The sequence below is a fragment of the Paraburkholderia yinzeri genome (assembly GCF_046581065.1).
Taxonomy (GTDB): Bacteria; Pseudomonadota; Gammaproteobacteria; order Burkholderiales; family Burkholderiaceae; genus Paraburkholderia.
This window is the reverse complement of the sequence record NZ_JBFOCJ010000002.1, coordinates 2092203-2109254: the sequence shown is the minus strand read 5'-3', so window position 1 is coordinate 2109254 and position 17052 is coordinate 2092203. Positions and strand designations below refer to the sequence as shown.

The window sequence follows — 17052 nt, the reverse complement described above, 5'->3', positions numbered from 1 at the left end:
CGAATGAAATCTCCACCCGGGAGTTAACTCATGACCCCACACGCCAACACCCCACTCCGCGTGCCAACGACCTACAGCACGGCCGATGTCAACGGTCTGCCCGTTTTCTACCGCGACGCAGGACCTCGCGACGCGCCGGTCATCCTGCTGCTGCACGGCTTTCCCTCGTCTTCGCGCATGTACGAACCGCTGATCCAACGCCTGTCGGATCGATACCGGCTCATCGCGCCGGATCTGCCGGGGTTCGGGCATTCCGGCGCGCCGGATCCGAAGCAGTTCCACTACACGTTCGATCACCTCGCCGAAGTGATCGTGAGTTTTATCGAACAATTTGGACTCCGACGCTATGCCTTGTTCGTTCAGGACTATGGGGGGCCGGTCGGGTTCCGTGTTGCCGAGGCGCTCCCCGATCGGATCGGAGCGTTGATCGTTCAGAATGCGGTGGCGCACGAGGAAGGACTCGGTCCGTTATGGGACACGCGACGGGCCTTCTGGCGGGATCGTGCCACTCATGAAGCAGCGCTGCGGGCGAATTTCTTCTCGTTCAATGCCACACGGCTGCGGCACGTCGGAAAGAGTCCGAATCCGGAGCGCTACGACCCGGACCTATGGACAGACGAACTCGCCTTCCTGGCGAGGCCCGGTCAGCAAGAAATTCAGACGGATCTTTTCTATGACTACCAGACCAATGTCGCGTCCTATCCGAAGTGGCAGGCATGGCTTCGTCAGCACAAGCCCGCGACGCTGGTAGTCTGGGGACGCTACGACCCCTCCTTCGAGGTAGCCGCGGCTCACGCCTACGCACGCGATGTGCCCGATGCGGAGGTCCATGAAGTGGAAGGCGGCCATTTCGCACTAGACGAAGCGGCAGACGAAATTGCGCGGTTGGCCCGCTCATTTATGGAGCGACGCGTTGGTTAGCACGTACCCGGCGGGCGTGCCCGAACGGTATCGTCCGGTTGCGTCGTCTTTATGATCAATCGGACCATCCTGATTGCCAGTTTCCGCCCTTCTTCCGGCGTAGCAGTGGTGAGCGAATTTCCAGGTATGAGGGTAGTATCCATGCTGTTTGCAGCACCGCGTTACCTTCGGAGAACGTAGTAGCTATCCGATATGCTTTTGCCAAAATCTATCCGGCTGCCTGGCCTCAGGATGGCGGTCTAACAGATCTGCAGGAACAGGCCAAGACAACATCGGCAAGAGGGAAAACAGCCAATCAATGCCTCATCGGGATATCAGTCATGCCCCTCATCCAAGGGCACAGCGCATTGCCGCGAGAATTCTTCGTGGCGTGGCGGCCCTCTTCGTCAGCGCCCTGGGGGGCATTCTGCCCGCTGCAGCATGCCCGATACCTCATGATGTCGTGGTCACGCAATCGGCCTGGATAGATCAGGACGGGCACCGGCTGGAGGTGGTCGCAGCCTCTCTTACCACCTTGAACGACGATGGGTCCCGTCTGGTGGTATTCGACGACCAATGCCACGTGCTGCTGAACGAGAAGGCGAATGGCCTCGAATCCCGGTTCGAGATCGACAAGTTGGGTCAAGCACCGATCCTTCAGTTCGTGACGATGCAAATGGCGGGTGATGGAACGAACTATGTCCACCGTCTTTTTCTATTGCACAACGGCCGTGTTCAAGGACCGATCCAGACAATCGAGACCACCGGCAAAGACGGGTTTTATCTCGGGCCATTCATAACGGCGCCTGGCGCGGGAATCGTGGTCTGGGCAGCCGACCCAGGTGCGGAATCCGAGGCAGAGGCCCATCCCTATATCGTCAGCCGGTGGCGTTGGAACGGCCATCGTCTGGCGCCGCCAACGCGATTCGAGACCCGGCGAAAATACAAAGCGTCGGACGATGTTGTGCCTCGCGCGAATGCCGTCGCTCAGGCCATGGACCTTCCCTACCGTGACCAGACCGGCGTGGCGCGATTCATGGATATCGACAGGCTCCTCAGTATCAAGGCCAGAATGGAAAATGCGGGAATTTTCTCGAACGAAACCTGGTAGTCGTGCCGGATTTCGGATCCGATATTTCAATCTGCTTTCGCCTTCCAAACCAACCCATGCCGGCCCGCTACAGCCCACTACAGAATGGCTACGTGCTGGGGATCCTCGGGGGCATACTTGATCTTTACCTTATCGCCAACCCGCGGCACGGCAATGCGGGAGACCAAAGTCTGGATGTTGACATCGTAAGGCGTGCCGTTCGCAGGACTGACGGTCATATGAATCAGGACTACGGGATTATCGTTGACCGTGGCCCCGGTATCCTGCACGGAGAGGATATCGGCAGTCCCATCCAGTCCGGTCTGAATCAGTTTCAGTCGCTCCTGGTGTCCCGCCATGGCCTTCTGGCCCATATCCATGACATCGTTCATTTTGTCGACAAATCCTTTGCCCATAAAAGTCTTTGTCACGAGGCCTGTTAATCCGGAGTTCAGAGACTTCTTGTGATCTTCTATCGCACCTACGGGGTCTGTCTCCGCTTTCTTTATTGCGTCCTGGATTTTCTTACCAATGCCGAACATGTTGTGCTCCTCTTCCAGTGGTCCTTGATAGAGTGCAGGCTACAACCGTATTGAAGCATCGTCGATTACATTGCCGGCCAGCAAAATGACATTGCGGGCGGATGCTCCGGGGAATCATTCTACACACTTGAGATTAACGCAGTCGAATCCGTCGGTAACGGATATAACCCCACACTGTCACTAAAAAGCCTTAATAAAATGACGTCTGGGGCTGCTGACTTTCGGTCGTTCCCGCGAATCCCGCCCGCAGTCATCCTGGTGGGTGGCAAGCGCGAAAGACCACTCTGGCAACCTCCGCCCGACTTCTCACTGGTGCCTATAATCGTAGCGGAGCGCAGTGTGCGAGCGCACCGGTTTTGAAGTCTCGACATGGCGGGAGGGCTGATGGGCCGGCAGGCAACCGTCTGCCATTCCGCTACCCGGACACTTGAAAGCAAAAGCGAGTGTATGGACAACGGATCCGCGATCGACGATCGTCCTGAGCCGATTTACCGACGCGAGACTATTCTCGTCGAGGTAGACAATCCGGCTGACGTTACGGAGGCCGAAGCGTGGCTTGAAGCTGCGGCCGATCGCCTGTTTTTCGTTTCGGAGCAGAAAGGATGTGGCTGCTGCGTTCTGAGCTGGGACATCGAGGGACCAGCCGAATTGCTCGACACGCTGCCCGATGCCTTCAGGTGCGATAGTGGCTGGACGAGGCGAGAGGACCAGCCACAACCGGCACCGGGATTATTGCGCCGGTGGCAGAGCAGCCGTATCTATCAAGGCCATGCGTTGTCCGCGCTGCTCCTGATCGGGGGAGTCGTTATGCTTCTGATGGACTTCTTTCGGTTTCTCCTGCGTTAGCTTGTTGGAATGCGGCTGCGGCGTTGGCCGCATCAAACGGTCGGCCCGACCGGGTCGTCGCACCGCGAACGGGTACTGTTGAAGAATCTCTCAACGGCGCCAGGGCGAAGCGAGTCACGACGACGCAGATGGAGCCCGAGATCGCAAACGCGGCTCCTTTTTCAAAACCGGTCTGCCTCAGTTCGTACTGTCGTCCACCTGACATCCTGCCGATTGCAACGCTGCGTGGGCGGCTTGCGCCGCCTGCCGGAAAGGCGGATTATCCGGCGCAAAGCCGGCTTTCTGGTCGGCCTGGTCAGCCGCAACGGCGAGTGCTTCGCAACGCAGCCGGTTGCTCCATGGGCTCCCGTCGTCGCTGACGATCACGAAATCAGCCGGATAGCCGCGCAGATATCGGACCGAGAAGACGTCGCCGCTATCGGGATAGCGCGTGGCGTTGTGCGGTGGATAGACGTTGAAGTCATCGCTCCGGAAACTGCCCTCGACGACGGCGCCGTCTGCGGGTCGAATCAGAACGTGATAGCCGACGACCGCCTGATCGTTGTAGATGTCGTTGGTCGGGAATGTCCCGGTGACGGTCGCCGGCGCCTGATTGCCGAAGCGATAAATGAGCGCCACCCCCCAATCCGGGCCAAAGATCACGTTCAGAATCGCGTAGCCGAAGATGAGGGGCACCAGCCACAGGATCGCAAGACGACGCAGGCGGATCGCGACGACGCCTATGAGGATCGAAACCACGATGGCGACCGGCACGAATTCGAAACGCCAGTGCGTGAGTTGCCACATCACGTGCACGACCGGCACGAAGATCGCACTGTTTGCCGGAAGGTGGCGCTCCGGGGGACGCCAGGCATTGGCTGCAATGGCCGGTGACGGAGTTGAGGCGACGGCCCCTGGCGGTTCCGGCGGCGCCAGCAATCGCGCGCCGGCACCGGCCAGCGTCAACGCTTCGAACCGCGCATTCCAGTCCGGATCCCGCACAAGGGACTGCGGCACCGTCGCGCGGGCGACAGCAATTTCCAGGCCATGGCGTGCCGCCATCGCACCGGGCGAGAGTTGGATGACTTCGTCGTCGGCATTACCGGTTTGGGCATGGGGTGCGTGCGCAGCGATGCCGAAGCCGCGCAACTCGGTCCGAGCCCGTGCCACGCTCGCAAAATGATAGAGATCGAGCGTAAGCGCCGCATCGGGTGCCGAGCCGTCCGACGCACCGGCTTTCAGGGCGGACCAGACACAGGTGAGCTTGCCGGCTTCGACATTGCTCGAATCGACCGAGAAGATACCGTCGCCGGGGGACGCAATCAGCGCATATACGTCGCGGCTCTGCACGTGCCCGCACAGATCGCCGGCGGGGATAACCGGTTCGGGAGATACCTTCGCTGCGGTCGCCGGGCCAGCAAGAGCCAGGCACAGGGTTGCCGAAATGATGGCAGCAGCGAGGTATCGACTGACGCCCTTTTGCACGATAGCTCCTCATCCGTCCTGTCGACACGGATGATATCCTCCCGGAGACTCTGTTGCAGCAAGATAGTCCGCTACGATGTGATGCCAGGAACCGTACGAACGACCGACAGCTCGCCGAAGATGTTGCACTACGACCTCATAACATAAGCAGTGCTTCTCATATCAGCTCGCGAGGATCCGGTTCAGATACGCTCCGGCTCCTTCGATCACCTCGATCGCGGCGGGCAGCACACCCGCCATCTCGACGAAGCCGTGCACCATGCCAGGCACTTCGATGTAATTCACCCGAACGCCGGCCGCCCGCAATGCGTCGCAATAGAGCCGGCCGTCGTCGCGCAACACGTCGCATTCCGCCGTGACGATGAGCGCCGGCGGCAAATCGTGCAGATCCGGCTCCCGCAACGGCGACAACCGCGTGTCACAGGTATCGAATCCGTCGGCGAACGGACTGGATAGCACCTGCATCAATTCCAGTGTCAGCGGCGGTACCGACCCGTTCTCAAACCGCGAAGGAAAGTCTTGCGCCGCCGGTGACAAATCCGTGGACGGGTAAAACATCACCTGCGCCCGCAGGAGCACCTCGCCGCGCAGTCGCTGGCACGCCACCGCCGCCATGCTGCCTCCCGCACTGTCGCCGGCCACGGCAATCCGCGCAGGGTCGAGCCCAAGCGCCTGCGCATGGTTCGCCACCCAGCGAATCGCCGCCAGTACGTCTTCCGGTCCGGCCGGCGCGGGATGTTCCGGCGCCAGGCGATACCCGACACCGACCACCGCGCAGCCGGCCGCGTGGACGAGGCGCCGGCAAATCTTGTCGTGGCTGTCCAGATCACCCAGGGTCCAGCCGCCACCGTGCAGATAAACGGTTACGCCATGCGGCCCGGCCCCCGTCTGATCCGGCAGGTACAAGCGTAACGGGATCGGCCCCGCCGGTCCTTCCGCCTGCAGCTCGCGGACTTCTCGCAGCGGCAAGGATTCGCCGCCCAGTCCGGCGCCGATCTGCTGGTAGGCCAGACGGCGCTGCGCGAGAGGCAGCGATTCGAGGGGCGGCGCGCCGCTGGCGGCAATTGCCGCCAGCAACTCGCGCACGTCGGGCGCTAAACGGAGTGGATTGAAGGGTGCGCTCCGCATGGACTGTCTCCTGTCGTCGAAATTTCGATCTGTAAAAAATAATTTCCCTGGCAATGCGAATTTTTTTGTCCTGTCGTTCAGAAACGCGTCTGCATGCCAATCCGGCCGACGAATTGCGATGCGCTGCTCGACGCAACCATGACGTCGTCGATCAGCGCCGTCGCACCCTCGTTCGTGCGTTGATAGACACCTGCCACATAAACGCTGGTTCGCTTCGAGAGCGTATAAGTCAGCATGGCGGTCAGTTGATGCGCATGGTTGTTGTCGACGACGTCGTTGCCCTTCATGTACATATACGCGCCGCTCAACGCCCACTGCGGCGCCATCTGCCACAAGCCGCCCAGTTCGGTCTGCCAGACCTCGGCGCCATTCAGCTCGTTGCGCACGGCCGTGTAGAGCGCCGTCGCGGTCACGAAGCCCATGCGATAACGGGCGCCGACACCCCAGTTGCGCACGCTGTCCTGTACGCCGCCCACGTCGGTTTTCACTTCGGTATAAGCCGCATTTGCCCCGAACCCGCCGTTCAGGTAGTTGATGCCCGCGCTCATTGAGCTATCCGAACCAAACGATCCCGGCACGCCGCCAAAGCCGTACATCGCCCCTGCGGAAAAGCCGTAAAAGTTGGAGCTGAGGTACTTCACCGAGTTGCTGACGGCGACGCCCGCCATGCGGTCCCAGTCGAATGCGCCCGTGGGGTTGTCCGGGAGCGCAAGCTTCGCAAACGGTCCATTCGGAAAGTCGTAGATACCCAGCGCGTAGATGGAGCCGTCGTCCAGGAACAGCGAGTCGAACATGAAATCGAACTGGTTGCCGAACGTCAGGCGGCCCCAGCGATCATCGTCGAGACCGACGAGCGCGGTGCGGCTGAAGAGGCTCTCGTCCGGCATGAACGAGCCCGTGGCCATCTCGAACTGGTCCGTGAGTTCGAAGACCGCATGCACGCCGCCGCCCAGATCTTCCTTGCCGCTGAAGGTCAGCAGGTTCGGCACGGCGACGCCGTCGTCGAACTTGAAGACGTGACCACCGGCCTCATTGCTGACATAAGACACACCGGCATCCAGCAGGCCGCTGACCGTAACGCTGCTTTGTGCATAGGCGTGGCACGCAAACAACAGACTCGCGGCAACGCAAATGGCTTGACTTCTCATTGACTATCTCCAGGATCGAATAGGTGTTTCGCTACATGACGCCGTCACCGGCGCGCGACTGGCAGGCCAGCACGAAGGCACGGGACGAGCGCCGCCCGCTGGCGCAACGGCCAGCCGGGCTGACAAGGGGTTCAGGTATCGGCAATCTGCCCGCGCGGCGGGCAATGCATGCAGAGGAAGCGACTCGGCGGGCAACGCCTCAGGCAATGTCCTCGGGGATGCCCATCGAGGCGGGCGACGCGGCGGCGCCGCGACGGCGCGGGGAGGTCTCGACGAGGAACAGCGAGACGACGCCGCCGGCGACCAGGCCGCCGAGCGCGAAAGTCAGCGTGGAGGCCAGACCGAAGTGCTGGGCGACGAAGCCGGCTACCGCAGGCGCCAGGCCGCCGCCGAAGATTTCTCCGGCGCCCGACACGAAGCCGACGGAAGACGCCACGAGGCCCGCGGGCGCCGCTTCGGTCGCGATCGGACCGCTCAGGACGCCGAGCAGACCCAGCGCGAACACCGCAACGCCGAACAGCAACACGAACAGCCGTTGCGGATCCGCTCCCGTACCGGCGAACAGATACAGCAGCGCCGCTGCGCCGGCGAACGCGATCAGTGCGGCATTGCGCCGGCCGATGAAATCCGACACGCCGGCCACACCGAACGAGCCCACGAAACCGCCAAAGCCGATCGCCGAGACGACGAACCCCATTTCCTGGGTATCGAGATGCAGCACCTCGACGAGATAGGTCGGCACCATCGCGCTGACCACGAAAATGCCTGTCATCGCGCACAGTATCGCGAGTGTCGCAAGCCACACGTTGCGGCTGCCAAACAGCGCGCTCCAGCGCGGACGCCCTGCGGTCGCCGGTGAAGCGGGCAACTCGCTGCGCGGCTTGTCGCGCAGCGTACGGGCAATCAGCCACGCGACGATCAGGCCCGGCACGGCGGAAACGGTAAACACCCAATGCCAGGACGGCAGGACGCGCAGCAGTTGCGTCGCCAGAATCGGCGCAAACCCGAGACCCAGCAGCGAGAACATGCTCAGTTGCAACCCCTGGTTGAACCCGCGCCGGGACGGCAGCGAGGCCTCGCCGGTCGCGGCGACGCTGGCCGGCGTAAATGCCCCTTCCGCCACCCCCATCACCGCCCGGATCAGCATCAGGCTCGCGAAGCCGGTGGCAAGGCCGGACAGGCTGGACAGCAGCGAAAACGCGACCATCGTGACCACTAGAATGCGCTTGCGGCCGATCCGGTCGGACACCGGCCCCATCGCCATCGCCCACACTCCCCAGGCGACGCTCAGGATACCGATCAGGCTGCCGAGCTGCTGAAAATTCAGGTTCAGGTCGCGCATCATGTGCGGAAACAAGGGGGCGACGATCCAGCGGTCCAGCCCGACCAGGCCGAAGCCCAGCCCCAGCAGAATCAGTGTTTTTATTTCGTATACCGAATCATGTTTCCCGTTACTTCCTGAATCGTGGGGCGACGAAGCATGCATGTGTTGTCTCCTGGCGGTTCCTGGCGATTTCTGGTGATGGGTCTCGGAATTTTAATTATCTTGTATATTTGTTATATATGATAAGTTGTTTACGCGGAAACGCAAGAATCCCGGTTTAGGGGAAAACGCTGAATGCGCGGCAGCGCCGGCACAACCCACGTCAAACCTCTCGCCGCCTTGAGGACGGCTATCGATCGTCACATGCTATGATTTCCCGGAACCGCCTTACCGCTTTGCTCTCCTGACATGCCGACCAAGCCCGCTACCCATAACATCAATGACGAAGCCTCCGGTCTGGTCGATCAGTCGGAGCTGCTGGGTCTTCTCGGATACAACGTTCGGCGAGCCTATCTCGTAGTCCAGACACATTTCGACGCCCAGATAGAGAAACTCGACTTGCGGCAGGCCGATTTTGCGGTCCTGTCGATGCTGCGGCACAACCCGGGAACGAACCAGAAGGCACTGGCCGAAGCCCTGGCCATCGCGCCGCCCAATCTGGCGACGTTGCTGGACCGGCTGGAGTCGAACGGGCTGCTCACGCGACAGCGCAGCACGGACGACAAACGCATCCAGCTGGTCTCGCTCACGCCGCAAGGCATCAAACTCCACACGCAAGCCTTGAAGGCCGCGCAGAAAGCCGATGAAGCCGCGGTTCATCGGCTCTCCGGGGCCGAGCGGGAACAACTGCGGCACCTTCTTTCAAGAATCTTCGCCGGCTGAGCGGTCCGGCGGGGACGGTGTTCCGCCCCGCCGGATCAGAACGGTCAGCCGACCTGCCGTGGCGCCTCGATCAGCATCAGCGCGTCGAGCGCCAGCACTCCCTGCCCGCTGGGGTAGACGACGACCGGATTCAGGTCGATCTCCCGAATGTCCGGTTCCGACTGCAGCAACGCACCTAGACGCACGACCACCTCCGCGAGCGCTTCGACATCCAGCGCGGGCGTACCGCGATAGCCGTGCAACAGCGGCGCGCCTTTGAGCCGGCCGATCTCGCGCACCACCGCGTCTCTGGAAAGATCGTGAGGCAGCAACCGGACATCGCGCGTCACCTCGGCTGTCACGCCACCAAAACCAACGAGGATGACGGGTCCCCACTGGGGATCGTGGCGCGCACCAACGATCATCTCCAGACCGCGCGCGCCCATCGCCTCGATCAGTACGCCGTCGAGCATCGTTGCCGGCGCGTGCCGCTGGATGTTGCGGTCTAGCTGCGTCCACGCGGCCTGTAGCGACCCGGGCCCGTCGACGCCGAGCATCACGCCGCCCACGTCGCTCTTGTGGCTCAATTCGGCCGCCTGCGCCTTGAGCGCAACCGGATAACCCAGGCGCTCCGCGATCTTCAGCGCCGAATCGAGACCGGTGGCAAGCTCGCCGCGAGCGAACGGAATACCGAGCGGCGCGAGCACGCGCTTCGCGCGGTATTCGGGCACGACGCCGCTTTGGCGCGGCACATCGGCGGCAACCGGCTCGAACGCGGCTTCGGAAAAGTCCCGGGTACGAGAATCGCTGAGCCGCGCGATGGCCCGCAGGGCGCGTTCCGTGCCCGGAAAATACGGAATGCCCAGCTCGCGCATTTGCTCGATGTACTCGGGCGGCACGATGGCACCTTCATCGAGCCCCGCGCAGATCACCGGCTTTTGCGGATGCAGTTCCCGAACCGCGCGCAGCACCGGCGGCATCTTGATCGCGCACGTGACCGGATCCGTCTGGATCAGGCCGACGACAATGGCCGAAAACCGTTCGTCGTCGAATAGCGCGGACAGCGTACGGTAGTACAACTCAGGATCGACGAGCCCCTGGGCGGTCAGATCGAGCGGATTGGAAACCGCGACGAACGGCGGCATGGCTGCGCGTAGCGCGGACGCATTGCCGTCGTCGACGGCGGGCAGTTCCAGACCGAGCTCCTCGCAGATATCGAGGCACAGCGCCTTGAACGCGCCGGACTCGCCGAGGATCGCGGTTCCGCGTGCGGGCAGGCGCGCGCAGCGCAGGCCGATCTCGGCGATATCGCCCAGCTCTTCCAGGCTCTGCGCCATCACGACGCCGGCCCGTTCGACCTTGGTGCGCATCACCGCGTAATCGCCCGCCATCGCGCCCGTGTGCGTCGCCGCCGAAGCGCGCGCCGCAGCGCTCTTGCCGGGATGCAGCAGCACCAGCAGCTTGCCCGCGCGGCGCGCACGCCGCGCGGCATCCAGCAGCCGGCGCGGCTGCCGGAACTGCTCGGCGATCATCGCAACGACGCGCGTGCCGGGATCGTCGAGCAGAAACTCCAGGTAATCCTCAAGATGGCTGGCTGCCTCGTTGCCTGTCGATACCGCGTACGAGAGCGGGAGATGGCGGCTCGTCAGCGTGGTGTTGAGCACGGCCATCATCGCCCCGCTCTGCGACAGAATGCCGATGGCCGGCTGGGCGCGGCTGCGCTGCGCCTGAACCTCGCTCACGCTGGTTTCGATGAAGGTCAGCGGCACGCGGTCGCGATAATTGATGCAACCGAGGCAATTCGGCCCTTCGACAATCATGCCGGTTTCGGCGGCGATCCTCGCGATCTCGCGCTGCTGCGCGATGCCCTCCGGGCCCGCCTCCGCAAAGCCAGCCGAAAAGATCACCACGGCCCCCACGTTACGCGAGGCGAGCTGCCGCACGGCGTCGAGCACCGCCGGCTGCGGGATCGCCAGCACAGCGACGTCCACGCCCGACGGCAACTGCTCGATCGATTTCACGCATGGCCGGCCATGGATCTCGTCGCGCTTTGGATTGACGAGGTAGATTTGCCCGCCGTATTCGTTGCGTTCGAGATTGGCCAGCACCGACGCGCCGAGCGCGCCCGGTGTCGGCGAAGCGCCGACGATGGCGATCGACGCCGGCCGCAGCAGACGTGTCACGGTTTCGCCACGCACTCCGGGCCGCACACCGGCATGGGTCGCGGATTGGATCCTGTTCATGTTAACGGGCTCCTGCGGTCAGGCACGCTTCCGGGTCACATCATAGGCGCCAAGGCCGGGCTTGTAGATTTTGTCGTCGAGGAACTGCCGGAGGCCCTCCTTGCGGCCATCGTCGTCGAAGCTGTTGGCCGCCTCCTGGGCACGCACGAGGAAGTCCTCGGCATTATCGTAAGTCATCTCGCGCACCCGGCGAATCGCATCCTTGGTAGCCTTCAGGGCGACCGGATTCTTCTGGAGCAGCGCCTGCGCCACTTCGACGACGCGTGCCCGCAACTGCGCGGCGGGCACTGCCTCGTTGACGAGCCCCCATTCCTCGGCTTTGCGGCCGTCGATGTTCTCGCCCAGCATCGCGTGATACATCGCGCGGCGGAACGACAGCAGTTCTGCGGCGACCTTCGACGCACCGCCGCCCGGCAGAATGCCCCAATTGATTTCCGACAGGCCGAAACGTGCCTCTTCGGCACAGAAGGCGAGATCGCAGGCAAAGAGCGGACCATAGCCGCCGCCGAAGCACCAGCCGTTGATCATCGCGACGGTGGGCTTCTGATACCAGCGCAGGCGCCGCCACCAGCCGTAGCTCTCACGCTGAGCCTTGCGCGTGCCTCGCAGACCTTGCGCTTCCGTGTCGCGGAAATACTCCTGGAGGTCCATGCCGGCCGTCCACGCCGTCCCCTCGCCGGTCAGCACGAGCACGCCCACGTCCGGATGGAACTCCAGCTCGTCGAGCACCTGCATCATGCGCCGGTTCAGCGCCGGGCTCATGGCATTGCGTTTTTCCGGACGGTTGAACTTCACCCACGCGATACCGTCCTCGATGCTGAAAGTCACGGTTTGCTCTTCTGCCTGACTGCTCATTTCGTATACCTTATTGATAATTGAAGACATTGGCCGCGGCGCCCTCCCAGGGGGCGCCCTCGCCGCGGCTCAGAACGGATACTGCGGCACCGCGTCCTTGATCGTTACCCACTGCCAGTGCGTGTATTGCTCCCAGTCGGCAGGGCCGCCGACGCTGGTGCCGTTGCCCGAAGCGCCGGTTCCGCCGAAGGGATTGATGACCTCGTCGGCCACGGTCTGGTCGTTGATGTGCAGCAGGCCCGTATGCAGCCGCTCGCCAATTGCCATGGCGCGCCCCACCGAGGCCGAGATCACGCCCGCCGACAGGCCGTATTCGGTGCGATTGGCAAGTTCGATTGCCTCCTCGTCGGTGTCGAACGGAATCACGCTCGCGACAGGCCCGAAAATTTCTTCGTCGAACGCGCGCATGCCCGGCTTCACGTTGGACAGCACGGTCGGCGAGTAGAACAGCCCCTCGTGCGTCCCGCCCGCCTCCACGACGGCGCCGGCCGCGACCGACGCGCCCACGATATCGACCACGTTCTGCAGTTGCCGCTGGTCGATGATGGGCCCGAGCGCGACCTGCGCCACGGCGGGATCGCCCACCGGCAGATGGCGTGCCTTGTCGGCAAGACGGCGCGTGAGTTCGCCCGCAATGCTGCGATGGGCGAGCACGCGGCCCGTCGCCATGCAGATTTGACCCTGGTGGAACCAGGCGCCGAATGCAATGGCCGAGGCCGCCTTGTCGAGATCGGCATCCTCCAGCACGATCAGCGAATTCTTGCCGCCGAGCTCCAGCGAAACCTTCTTCAAATGGCGCCCCGCCAGCTCGCCGATCTTGCGGCCGGCTGCCGTCGAACCGGTAAACGCGAGCATCGGCACGCCGGGGGCTTCGACCAGCGCCTGCCCGACGTCCGCGCCGCCCGGCAGCACGTGCAGCAGTCCTTTGGGCAAGCCCGCGGCCGCCAGCACCTCGGCGATCACGAATCCGCCCGCATAGGGCGTGCGCGGATCCGGCTTGATCACCACCGCATTGCCGACCGCCAGCGCGGGCGCGACCGAGCGCAGCGACAGCACGAGGGGGAAATTGAACGGCGAGATCACGCCGATCACGCCCAGCGGCAACTGGCGCGCGATGCTCAGGCGCCCCGGCTGGCCCGGCAGCACCCGTCCGTTGGCTTCCAGCGGCATTGCCGCCGCGCGCTGCAGCAACACGATCGCTTCGCGCACCTCATGCTCGCCCTTCGCCAGGATGGCGCCGGTCTCGCGCGCGATGAGCGCCGCCGCAGCGCCTGCCCGCTCCTGCAACAGCGCCGCGGCGCGATGGAACACCGCTGCCCGCTCGCGCGGCGGCGTGGCGGCCCACGCGCGCTGCGCCGCGCGGGCCGACTTCACGGCGACTGCGACGTCCTCCGGCGTGGCCTTGCCGACCTGATGCAACGGCCGGCCGGAAGCCGGTTCGATGACGTCCAGCACGCCGGGAACGCCAACCCAGTCGCCGTTAAAAATCTTGCCCTGCCACGTGTCCGCGTTGGCAAGCGGAAAGCCTGACGGATTGCTCATGACGCATGTCTCCAGTAGGTATTGATCAGGTATGCTTAGATTGCCGTGGCGGCCAGGCCGCCGTCGACGGGCAGATTGATGCCGTTGATCCAGCGTGCAGCGCCGGAGGCAAGAAACACGATGGCTTCGGCAACTTCGTCCGCGTAGGCGGGGCGCTTCATCTTCGCGGCGTCGGCTTCCACGCGCTCGGGTCCGAGCATCGTCACGAAATCGCCCAGAATCGGCGTAAAGACCGGGCCCGGCGCGACGCTGTTGACGCGCACCGAATGCTTTGCGAACCAGTCCTGCGAGCGGCGTGCGCTCCACACGATCAGGGCTTCCTTGAAGTACTGGTAGCAGGTGGCCTGCGGTACGGGATGCGCGCCAAGCCACTGAGCGCCCGCCTCGAAACCGGCCGTATCGGCCAGCTCGCGGTGCAGTTCGAGCCGCTGCGGCCACTCCGCGCCCAGGATCGACGCGACGTTGATCACGCTGCCTCCCGGCACGATGCGCGGCATCAGCGCCTCGCTGAGATGGCGTAGACCCAGGTAGTTCACGCGCGCCACGAGATCCACCGGCGCCGTGCCGGGCACCCCCGCGATATTGGCCAGGGCATCGATGCGGTCCGGCAGGCGCGCGACCAGCGCATCGATCGCGGCCGGGTCCCCCAGATCGGCCTGGTGAAACGCGTCGAGCGTCATGTTCACCGGCTGACGATCCACGCCGATCACGCGAGCGCCGTGAAACCGGGCGAGGCGCGCCGTCTCTGCGCCAATGCCGGACGCCACGCCAGTGACGATCAGGGTCTTGCCGTTCAGGTTCATTGCAGTTGTCTCCTTGGTTCCGGTCGAATGCCGTCTGATAGTTTTATACCATAATAGTTACATCACATAACTATTTTTTTGAGATGCACTGCAGCATGAAAAGCGGATCGTGAACCGGGGTGGGGAAAGGAGAAATGGCGGTCCGGGCGGCCCGCGATGCGCGCGGGAGCCTGGCCGGCCGGATGGGTATGAGCGTTAGAAATCGAGAACCAGGACGGTTCAGTGTACCGTGCCGAAAAATGCCTGAGCGCCTTCGGCCGGCGTCAATCCGACGACGAAATAGCCCTCAAGGCGTTCGGCCTTCGACTGGTCGAGCAAGAACGGGGGCTGTATGAATCCCTTCAGCACGGAATGGTCGTACCACTGGCTCATCCATTCACGCAGTTTGACTTCGTACTGCGGCAGTACCGTTTCTATCGTCTTTTCATCCACGTGCGATCTCCCCACAGTTCGCTCCGTACGTCACGACAGGAACCCCGCTCAGGCGGCGTGCCGCGCCACGCTCATCGCCGGACGCGTGCCTTCCGGCGGAAAGACCTGCCACCCGCGTTCCGGGTGGTGAAAGAAAAACAGCCCGCAGGAACGACTCGCCCCCTGCATCTCCACACACACGCTGACGATCCGGCCTGAGCGGGAACGGTGCACCGCGATCACCCGAACCGTCTGTTTGCGCGTAGCGCCGAGCCATTTGCCGACTGCCATTCGTAACGACTGCCGTCCCGCCATCGCCGCTCTCCCAGAGTCCGTGCAGCCCATCGTAGGCGACGCGCGCGTGCGGCTCCATCGGCGCCGGCGGATAGTTCCTTAAGGAAACGCTGGTTCACGCGTCAGGATTTCCTTCACGCGGCGCGCACGGCAACCGCTCACTCGGTAACAAGACCGTGCCGGATCGCGTAGCGGATCACCTCGGCGTTGTTCGACAGACCCAGCTTCTGCATCAGCCGCATCTTGTGAGTACTGATGGTTTTGGCGCTGAGCGCACAGGCATCCGCGATTTCGTTGATGCTCTTTCCCGCCGCCATCATCTGCAGCACCTGAAACTCGCGGTCGGACAAAATCTCGTACGGTGCCACGTCGCCGGAATGTTTCTCGAACACCATCGCGTCGACGAGCTTCGGGTCGATGAAACGCCCGCCGTCCGCGAGTTTGCGGATTGCGGCAATCAGCACGTCGGGATCGCTGTCTTTCGTCAGATAGCCGGTCGCCCCGGCCTTCAGCGCCCGCGACGCAACCTGCGCTTCGTTGTGAATGCTCAATACCAGCACGGGCAGCGCCGGCTTTTCGGATCGCACGCGGCGGATCAGGTCGATACCGCTGATGCCTGGCATCGTCATGTCGAGCAGCAGCAGATCGACCTCGCAACTGCGCAGCTTCTCGATCACTTCGGAGCCCTGCCCCGTCTCCCCGACCACGACGATGTCGGTCGTCGTGGCGATGATCTGCTTGAGCCCCCCGCGCACGATAGCGTGGTCGTCGGCGATGAGTATCCGGATCATAAGTTGTTGTGGTTGCCCTGCAAGCGCAATGCACGCAGTGTAGCGCAGCGAACAGCAGACCTCGCACCCGGCCTCCGTCGCTCCGGGTTGCCCGGATCCGGCTCACGCGGCGGGAGCGCCGATCCCGGGCGAAATCGCCGACGCATCGTCGACCAGCCGCCCGAGACATTCGCAAAGTTCGCCGAGCGTTGCCGATGTCTGCATGTCCAGCCAGTCCGAATGGTAGCGGCGCAGGTCCGTCACCGTTTCGTACAAGCGCCGCATCGCGCCCGCGCAGCGGTGCGGCATGGGCCAGCAGTGCATCAGGTAAGTCAGCGGCACCAGGCTGCGCGATTCGCACCAGGCATCGAACAGACGCAGGCATAGCGTCTCTACCTCGTCGACTCGCTCCTTGCGATCAAGCGGCCAGGAATCCATCTCGTCTCGCCTCATCCGATGCATGGTTCGTCCTGCTCCATCATGAACCCTGCGGACGTTCCGGACAGTCGGGTCTCGCTGCAAAAAATCAAAGGATGTCCTGAATTACGTGTCAGGAAATCCTGAACGCGCAACCCGGGCCCCAAAGCGTGCAGCCCTGTTCGCGTGGCACGCGCCTGCGATTCGTCGTACTTTTGCGAGGCGCGCACAAGGGCCGCGGAAAGCGAGCGGAAGCCGATTGCCGGATTGTCGGCGCCATTACGTCGCGCTATGCTTCGCGCATGCTCGCCTCCTGAATCCACCCACCCGTACGGGTTGCCGTGCCAGATCGTCCTTTGCTTCTCCGGGCGGCGCAGTAGAGGAAAACTGGCCGCCGCACGCCCGGATATCACC

Annotated in this window: 18 protein-coding genes; 4 read left to right on the top strand and 14 right to left on the bottom strand. The window is 63.3% G+C overall.

The features are described from left to right. Nucleotides 1-30 precede the first annotated feature (30 nt). Nucleotides 31-921 carry an alpha/beta fold hydrolase gene (locus WJ542_RS26625; RefSeq protein ID WP_411192447.1) on the top strand — a complete coding sequence of 297 codons (891 nt, stop codon included), beginning with the start codon at nt 31-33 and terminating at the stop codon, nt 919-921. Here WJ542_RS26625 and WJ542_RS26620 read toward each other — a convergent pair. Continuing rightward, nucleotides 918-1064 carry a hexameric tyrosine-coordinated heme protein gene (locus tag WJ542_RS26620; RefSeq protein WP_411192446.1) on the bottom strand — a complete coding sequence of 49 codons (147 nt, stop codon included), beginning with the start codon at nt 1062-1064 and terminating at the stop codon, nt 918-920. The genes WJ542_RS26625 and WJ542_RS26620 overlap by 4 nt on opposite strands. A gap of 227 nt (nt 1065-1291) precedes the next feature. Here WJ542_RS26620 and WJ542_RS26615 point away from each other — a divergent pair, with 227 nt between their 5' ends. Further along, on the top strand, nt 1292-2011 hold the full coding sequence (locus WJ542_RS26615; RefSeq protein ID WP_411192445.1) for a hypothetical protein: 720 nt from the start codon (nt 1292-1294) through the stop codon (nt 2009-2011). Between the two features lie 77 nt (nt 2012-2088). Here the strand turns inward: WJ542_RS26615 and WJ542_RS26610 are convergent, their stop codons facing one another. After that, nucleotides 2089-2532 carry a hypothetical protein gene (locus tag WJ542_RS26610; protein WP_411192444.1) on the bottom strand — a complete coding sequence of 148 codons (444 nt, stop codon included), beginning with the start codon at nt 2530-2532 and terminating at the stop codon, nt 2089-2091. A 447-nt stretch (nt 2533-2979) separates the two neighbouring features. Between WJ542_RS26610 and WJ542_RS26605 the strand changes: the two genes are divergently transcribed. Beyond that, nucleotides 2980-3378, top strand: coding sequence for a hypothetical protein (locus WJ542_RS26605; protein WP_411192443.1), 399 nt, complete (start codon nt 2980-2982; stop codon nt 3376-3378). A 177-nt stretch (nt 3379-3555) separates the two neighbouring features. On the opposite strand, the gene WJ542_RS26600 is transcribed toward WJ542_RS26605, so the two are convergent. The 4 genes from WJ542_RS26600 to WJ542_RS26585 all read right to left on the bottom strand — a co-directional run bounded on the left by WJ542_RS26600 (nt 3556) and on the right by WJ542_RS26585 (nt 8604). Then, a complete protein-coding gene (locus WJ542_RS26600; RefSeq protein WP_411192442.1) occupies nt 3556-4842 on the bottom strand; it encodes a type 1 periplasmic-binding domain-containing protein in 1287 nt (428 codons plus the stop codon). Nucleotides 4843-5004: 162 nt separating this feature from the next. Beyond that, nucleotides 5005-5970 (bottom strand): alpha/beta hydrolase, encoded by a 966-nt coding sequence (locus tag WJ542_RS26595; RefSeq protein WP_411192441.1) that lies wholly within the window; start codon nt 5968-5970, stop codon nt 5005-5007. Nucleotides 5971-6047: 77 nt separating this feature from the next. Further along, complete coding sequence (locus WJ542_RS26590; protein ID WP_411192440.1) at nt 6048-7118, bottom strand: porin; 1071 nt, start codon at nt 7116-7118, stop codon at nt 6048-6050. Between the two features lie 199 nt (nt 7119-7317). Further along, nucleotides 7318-8604: an MFS transporter gene (locus WJ542_RS26585; RefSeq protein ID WP_411192439.1), complete on the bottom strand. Its 1287-nt coding sequence runs from the start codon at nt 8602-8604 to the stop codon at nt 7318-7320. 246 nt (nt 8605-8850) lie between these two features. On the opposite strand from WJ542_RS26585, the gene WJ542_RS26580 reads away from it, so the two are divergent. Then, the gene (locus WJ542_RS26580; protein ID WP_411192438.1) at nt 8851-9324 is read left to right on the top strand and encodes a MarR family winged helix-turn-helix transcriptional regulator; all 474 of its coding nucleotides are present in this window, start codon (nt 8851-8853) and stop codon (nt 9322-9324) included. A gap of 44 nt (nt 9325-9368) precedes the next feature. On the opposite strand, the gene WJ542_RS26575 is transcribed toward WJ542_RS26580, so the two are convergent. The 8 genes from WJ542_RS26575 to WJ542_RS26540 all read right to left on the bottom strand — a co-directional run bounded on the left by WJ542_RS26575 (nt 9369) and on the right by WJ542_RS26540 (nt 16659). Continuing rightward, entirely contained in the window at nt 9369-11546 is a 2178-nt protein-coding gene (locus WJ542_RS26575; protein WP_411192437.1) for an acetate--CoA ligase family protein, read from the bottom strand. An 18-nt stretch (nt 11547-11564) separates the two neighbouring features. Then, a complete protein-coding gene (locus WJ542_RS26570; protein WP_411192436.1) occupies nt 11565-12401 on the bottom strand; it encodes a p-hydroxycinnamoyl CoA hydratase/lyase in 837 nt (278 codons plus the stop codon). 69 nt (nt 12402-12470) lie between these two features. Beyond that, entirely contained in the window at nt 12471-13943 is a 1473-nt protein-coding gene (locus tag WJ542_RS26565) for a benzaldehyde dehydrogenase (protein WP_411192435.1), read from the bottom strand. A gap of 35 nt (nt 13944-13978) precedes the next feature. Then, nucleotides 13979-14746: a coniferyl-alcohol dehydrogenase gene (locus tag WJ542_RS26560; protein WP_411192434.1), complete on the bottom strand. Its 768-nt coding sequence runs from the start codon at nt 14744-14746 to the stop codon at nt 13979-13981. Nucleotides 14747-14965: 219 nt separating this feature from the next. Next, nucleotides 14966-15178, bottom strand: coding sequence for a hypothetical protein (locus WJ542_RS26555; protein WP_411192564.1), 213 nt, complete (start codon nt 15176-15178; stop codon nt 14966-14968). A 48-nt stretch (nt 15179-15226) separates the two neighbouring features. Next, complete coding sequence (locus tag WJ542_RS26550) at nt 15227-15448, bottom strand: hypothetical protein (protein WP_411192433.1); 222 nt, start codon at nt 15446-15448, stop codon at nt 15227-15229. 161 nt (nt 15449-15609) lie between these two features. Then, nucleotides 15610-16242, bottom strand: a complete 633-nt coding sequence (locus WJ542_RS26545) for a response regulator (protein WP_411192432.1) — start codon at nt 16240-16242, stop codon at nt 15610-15612. Between the two features lie 102 nt (nt 16243-16344). Then, nucleotides 16345-16659 carry a hypothetical protein gene (locus tag WJ542_RS26540; RefSeq protein WP_411192431.1) on the bottom strand — a complete coding sequence of 105 codons (315 nt, stop codon included), beginning with the start codon at nt 16657-16659 and terminating at the stop codon, nt 16345-16347. Between the last annotated feature and the right edge of the window lie 393 nt (nt 16660-17052).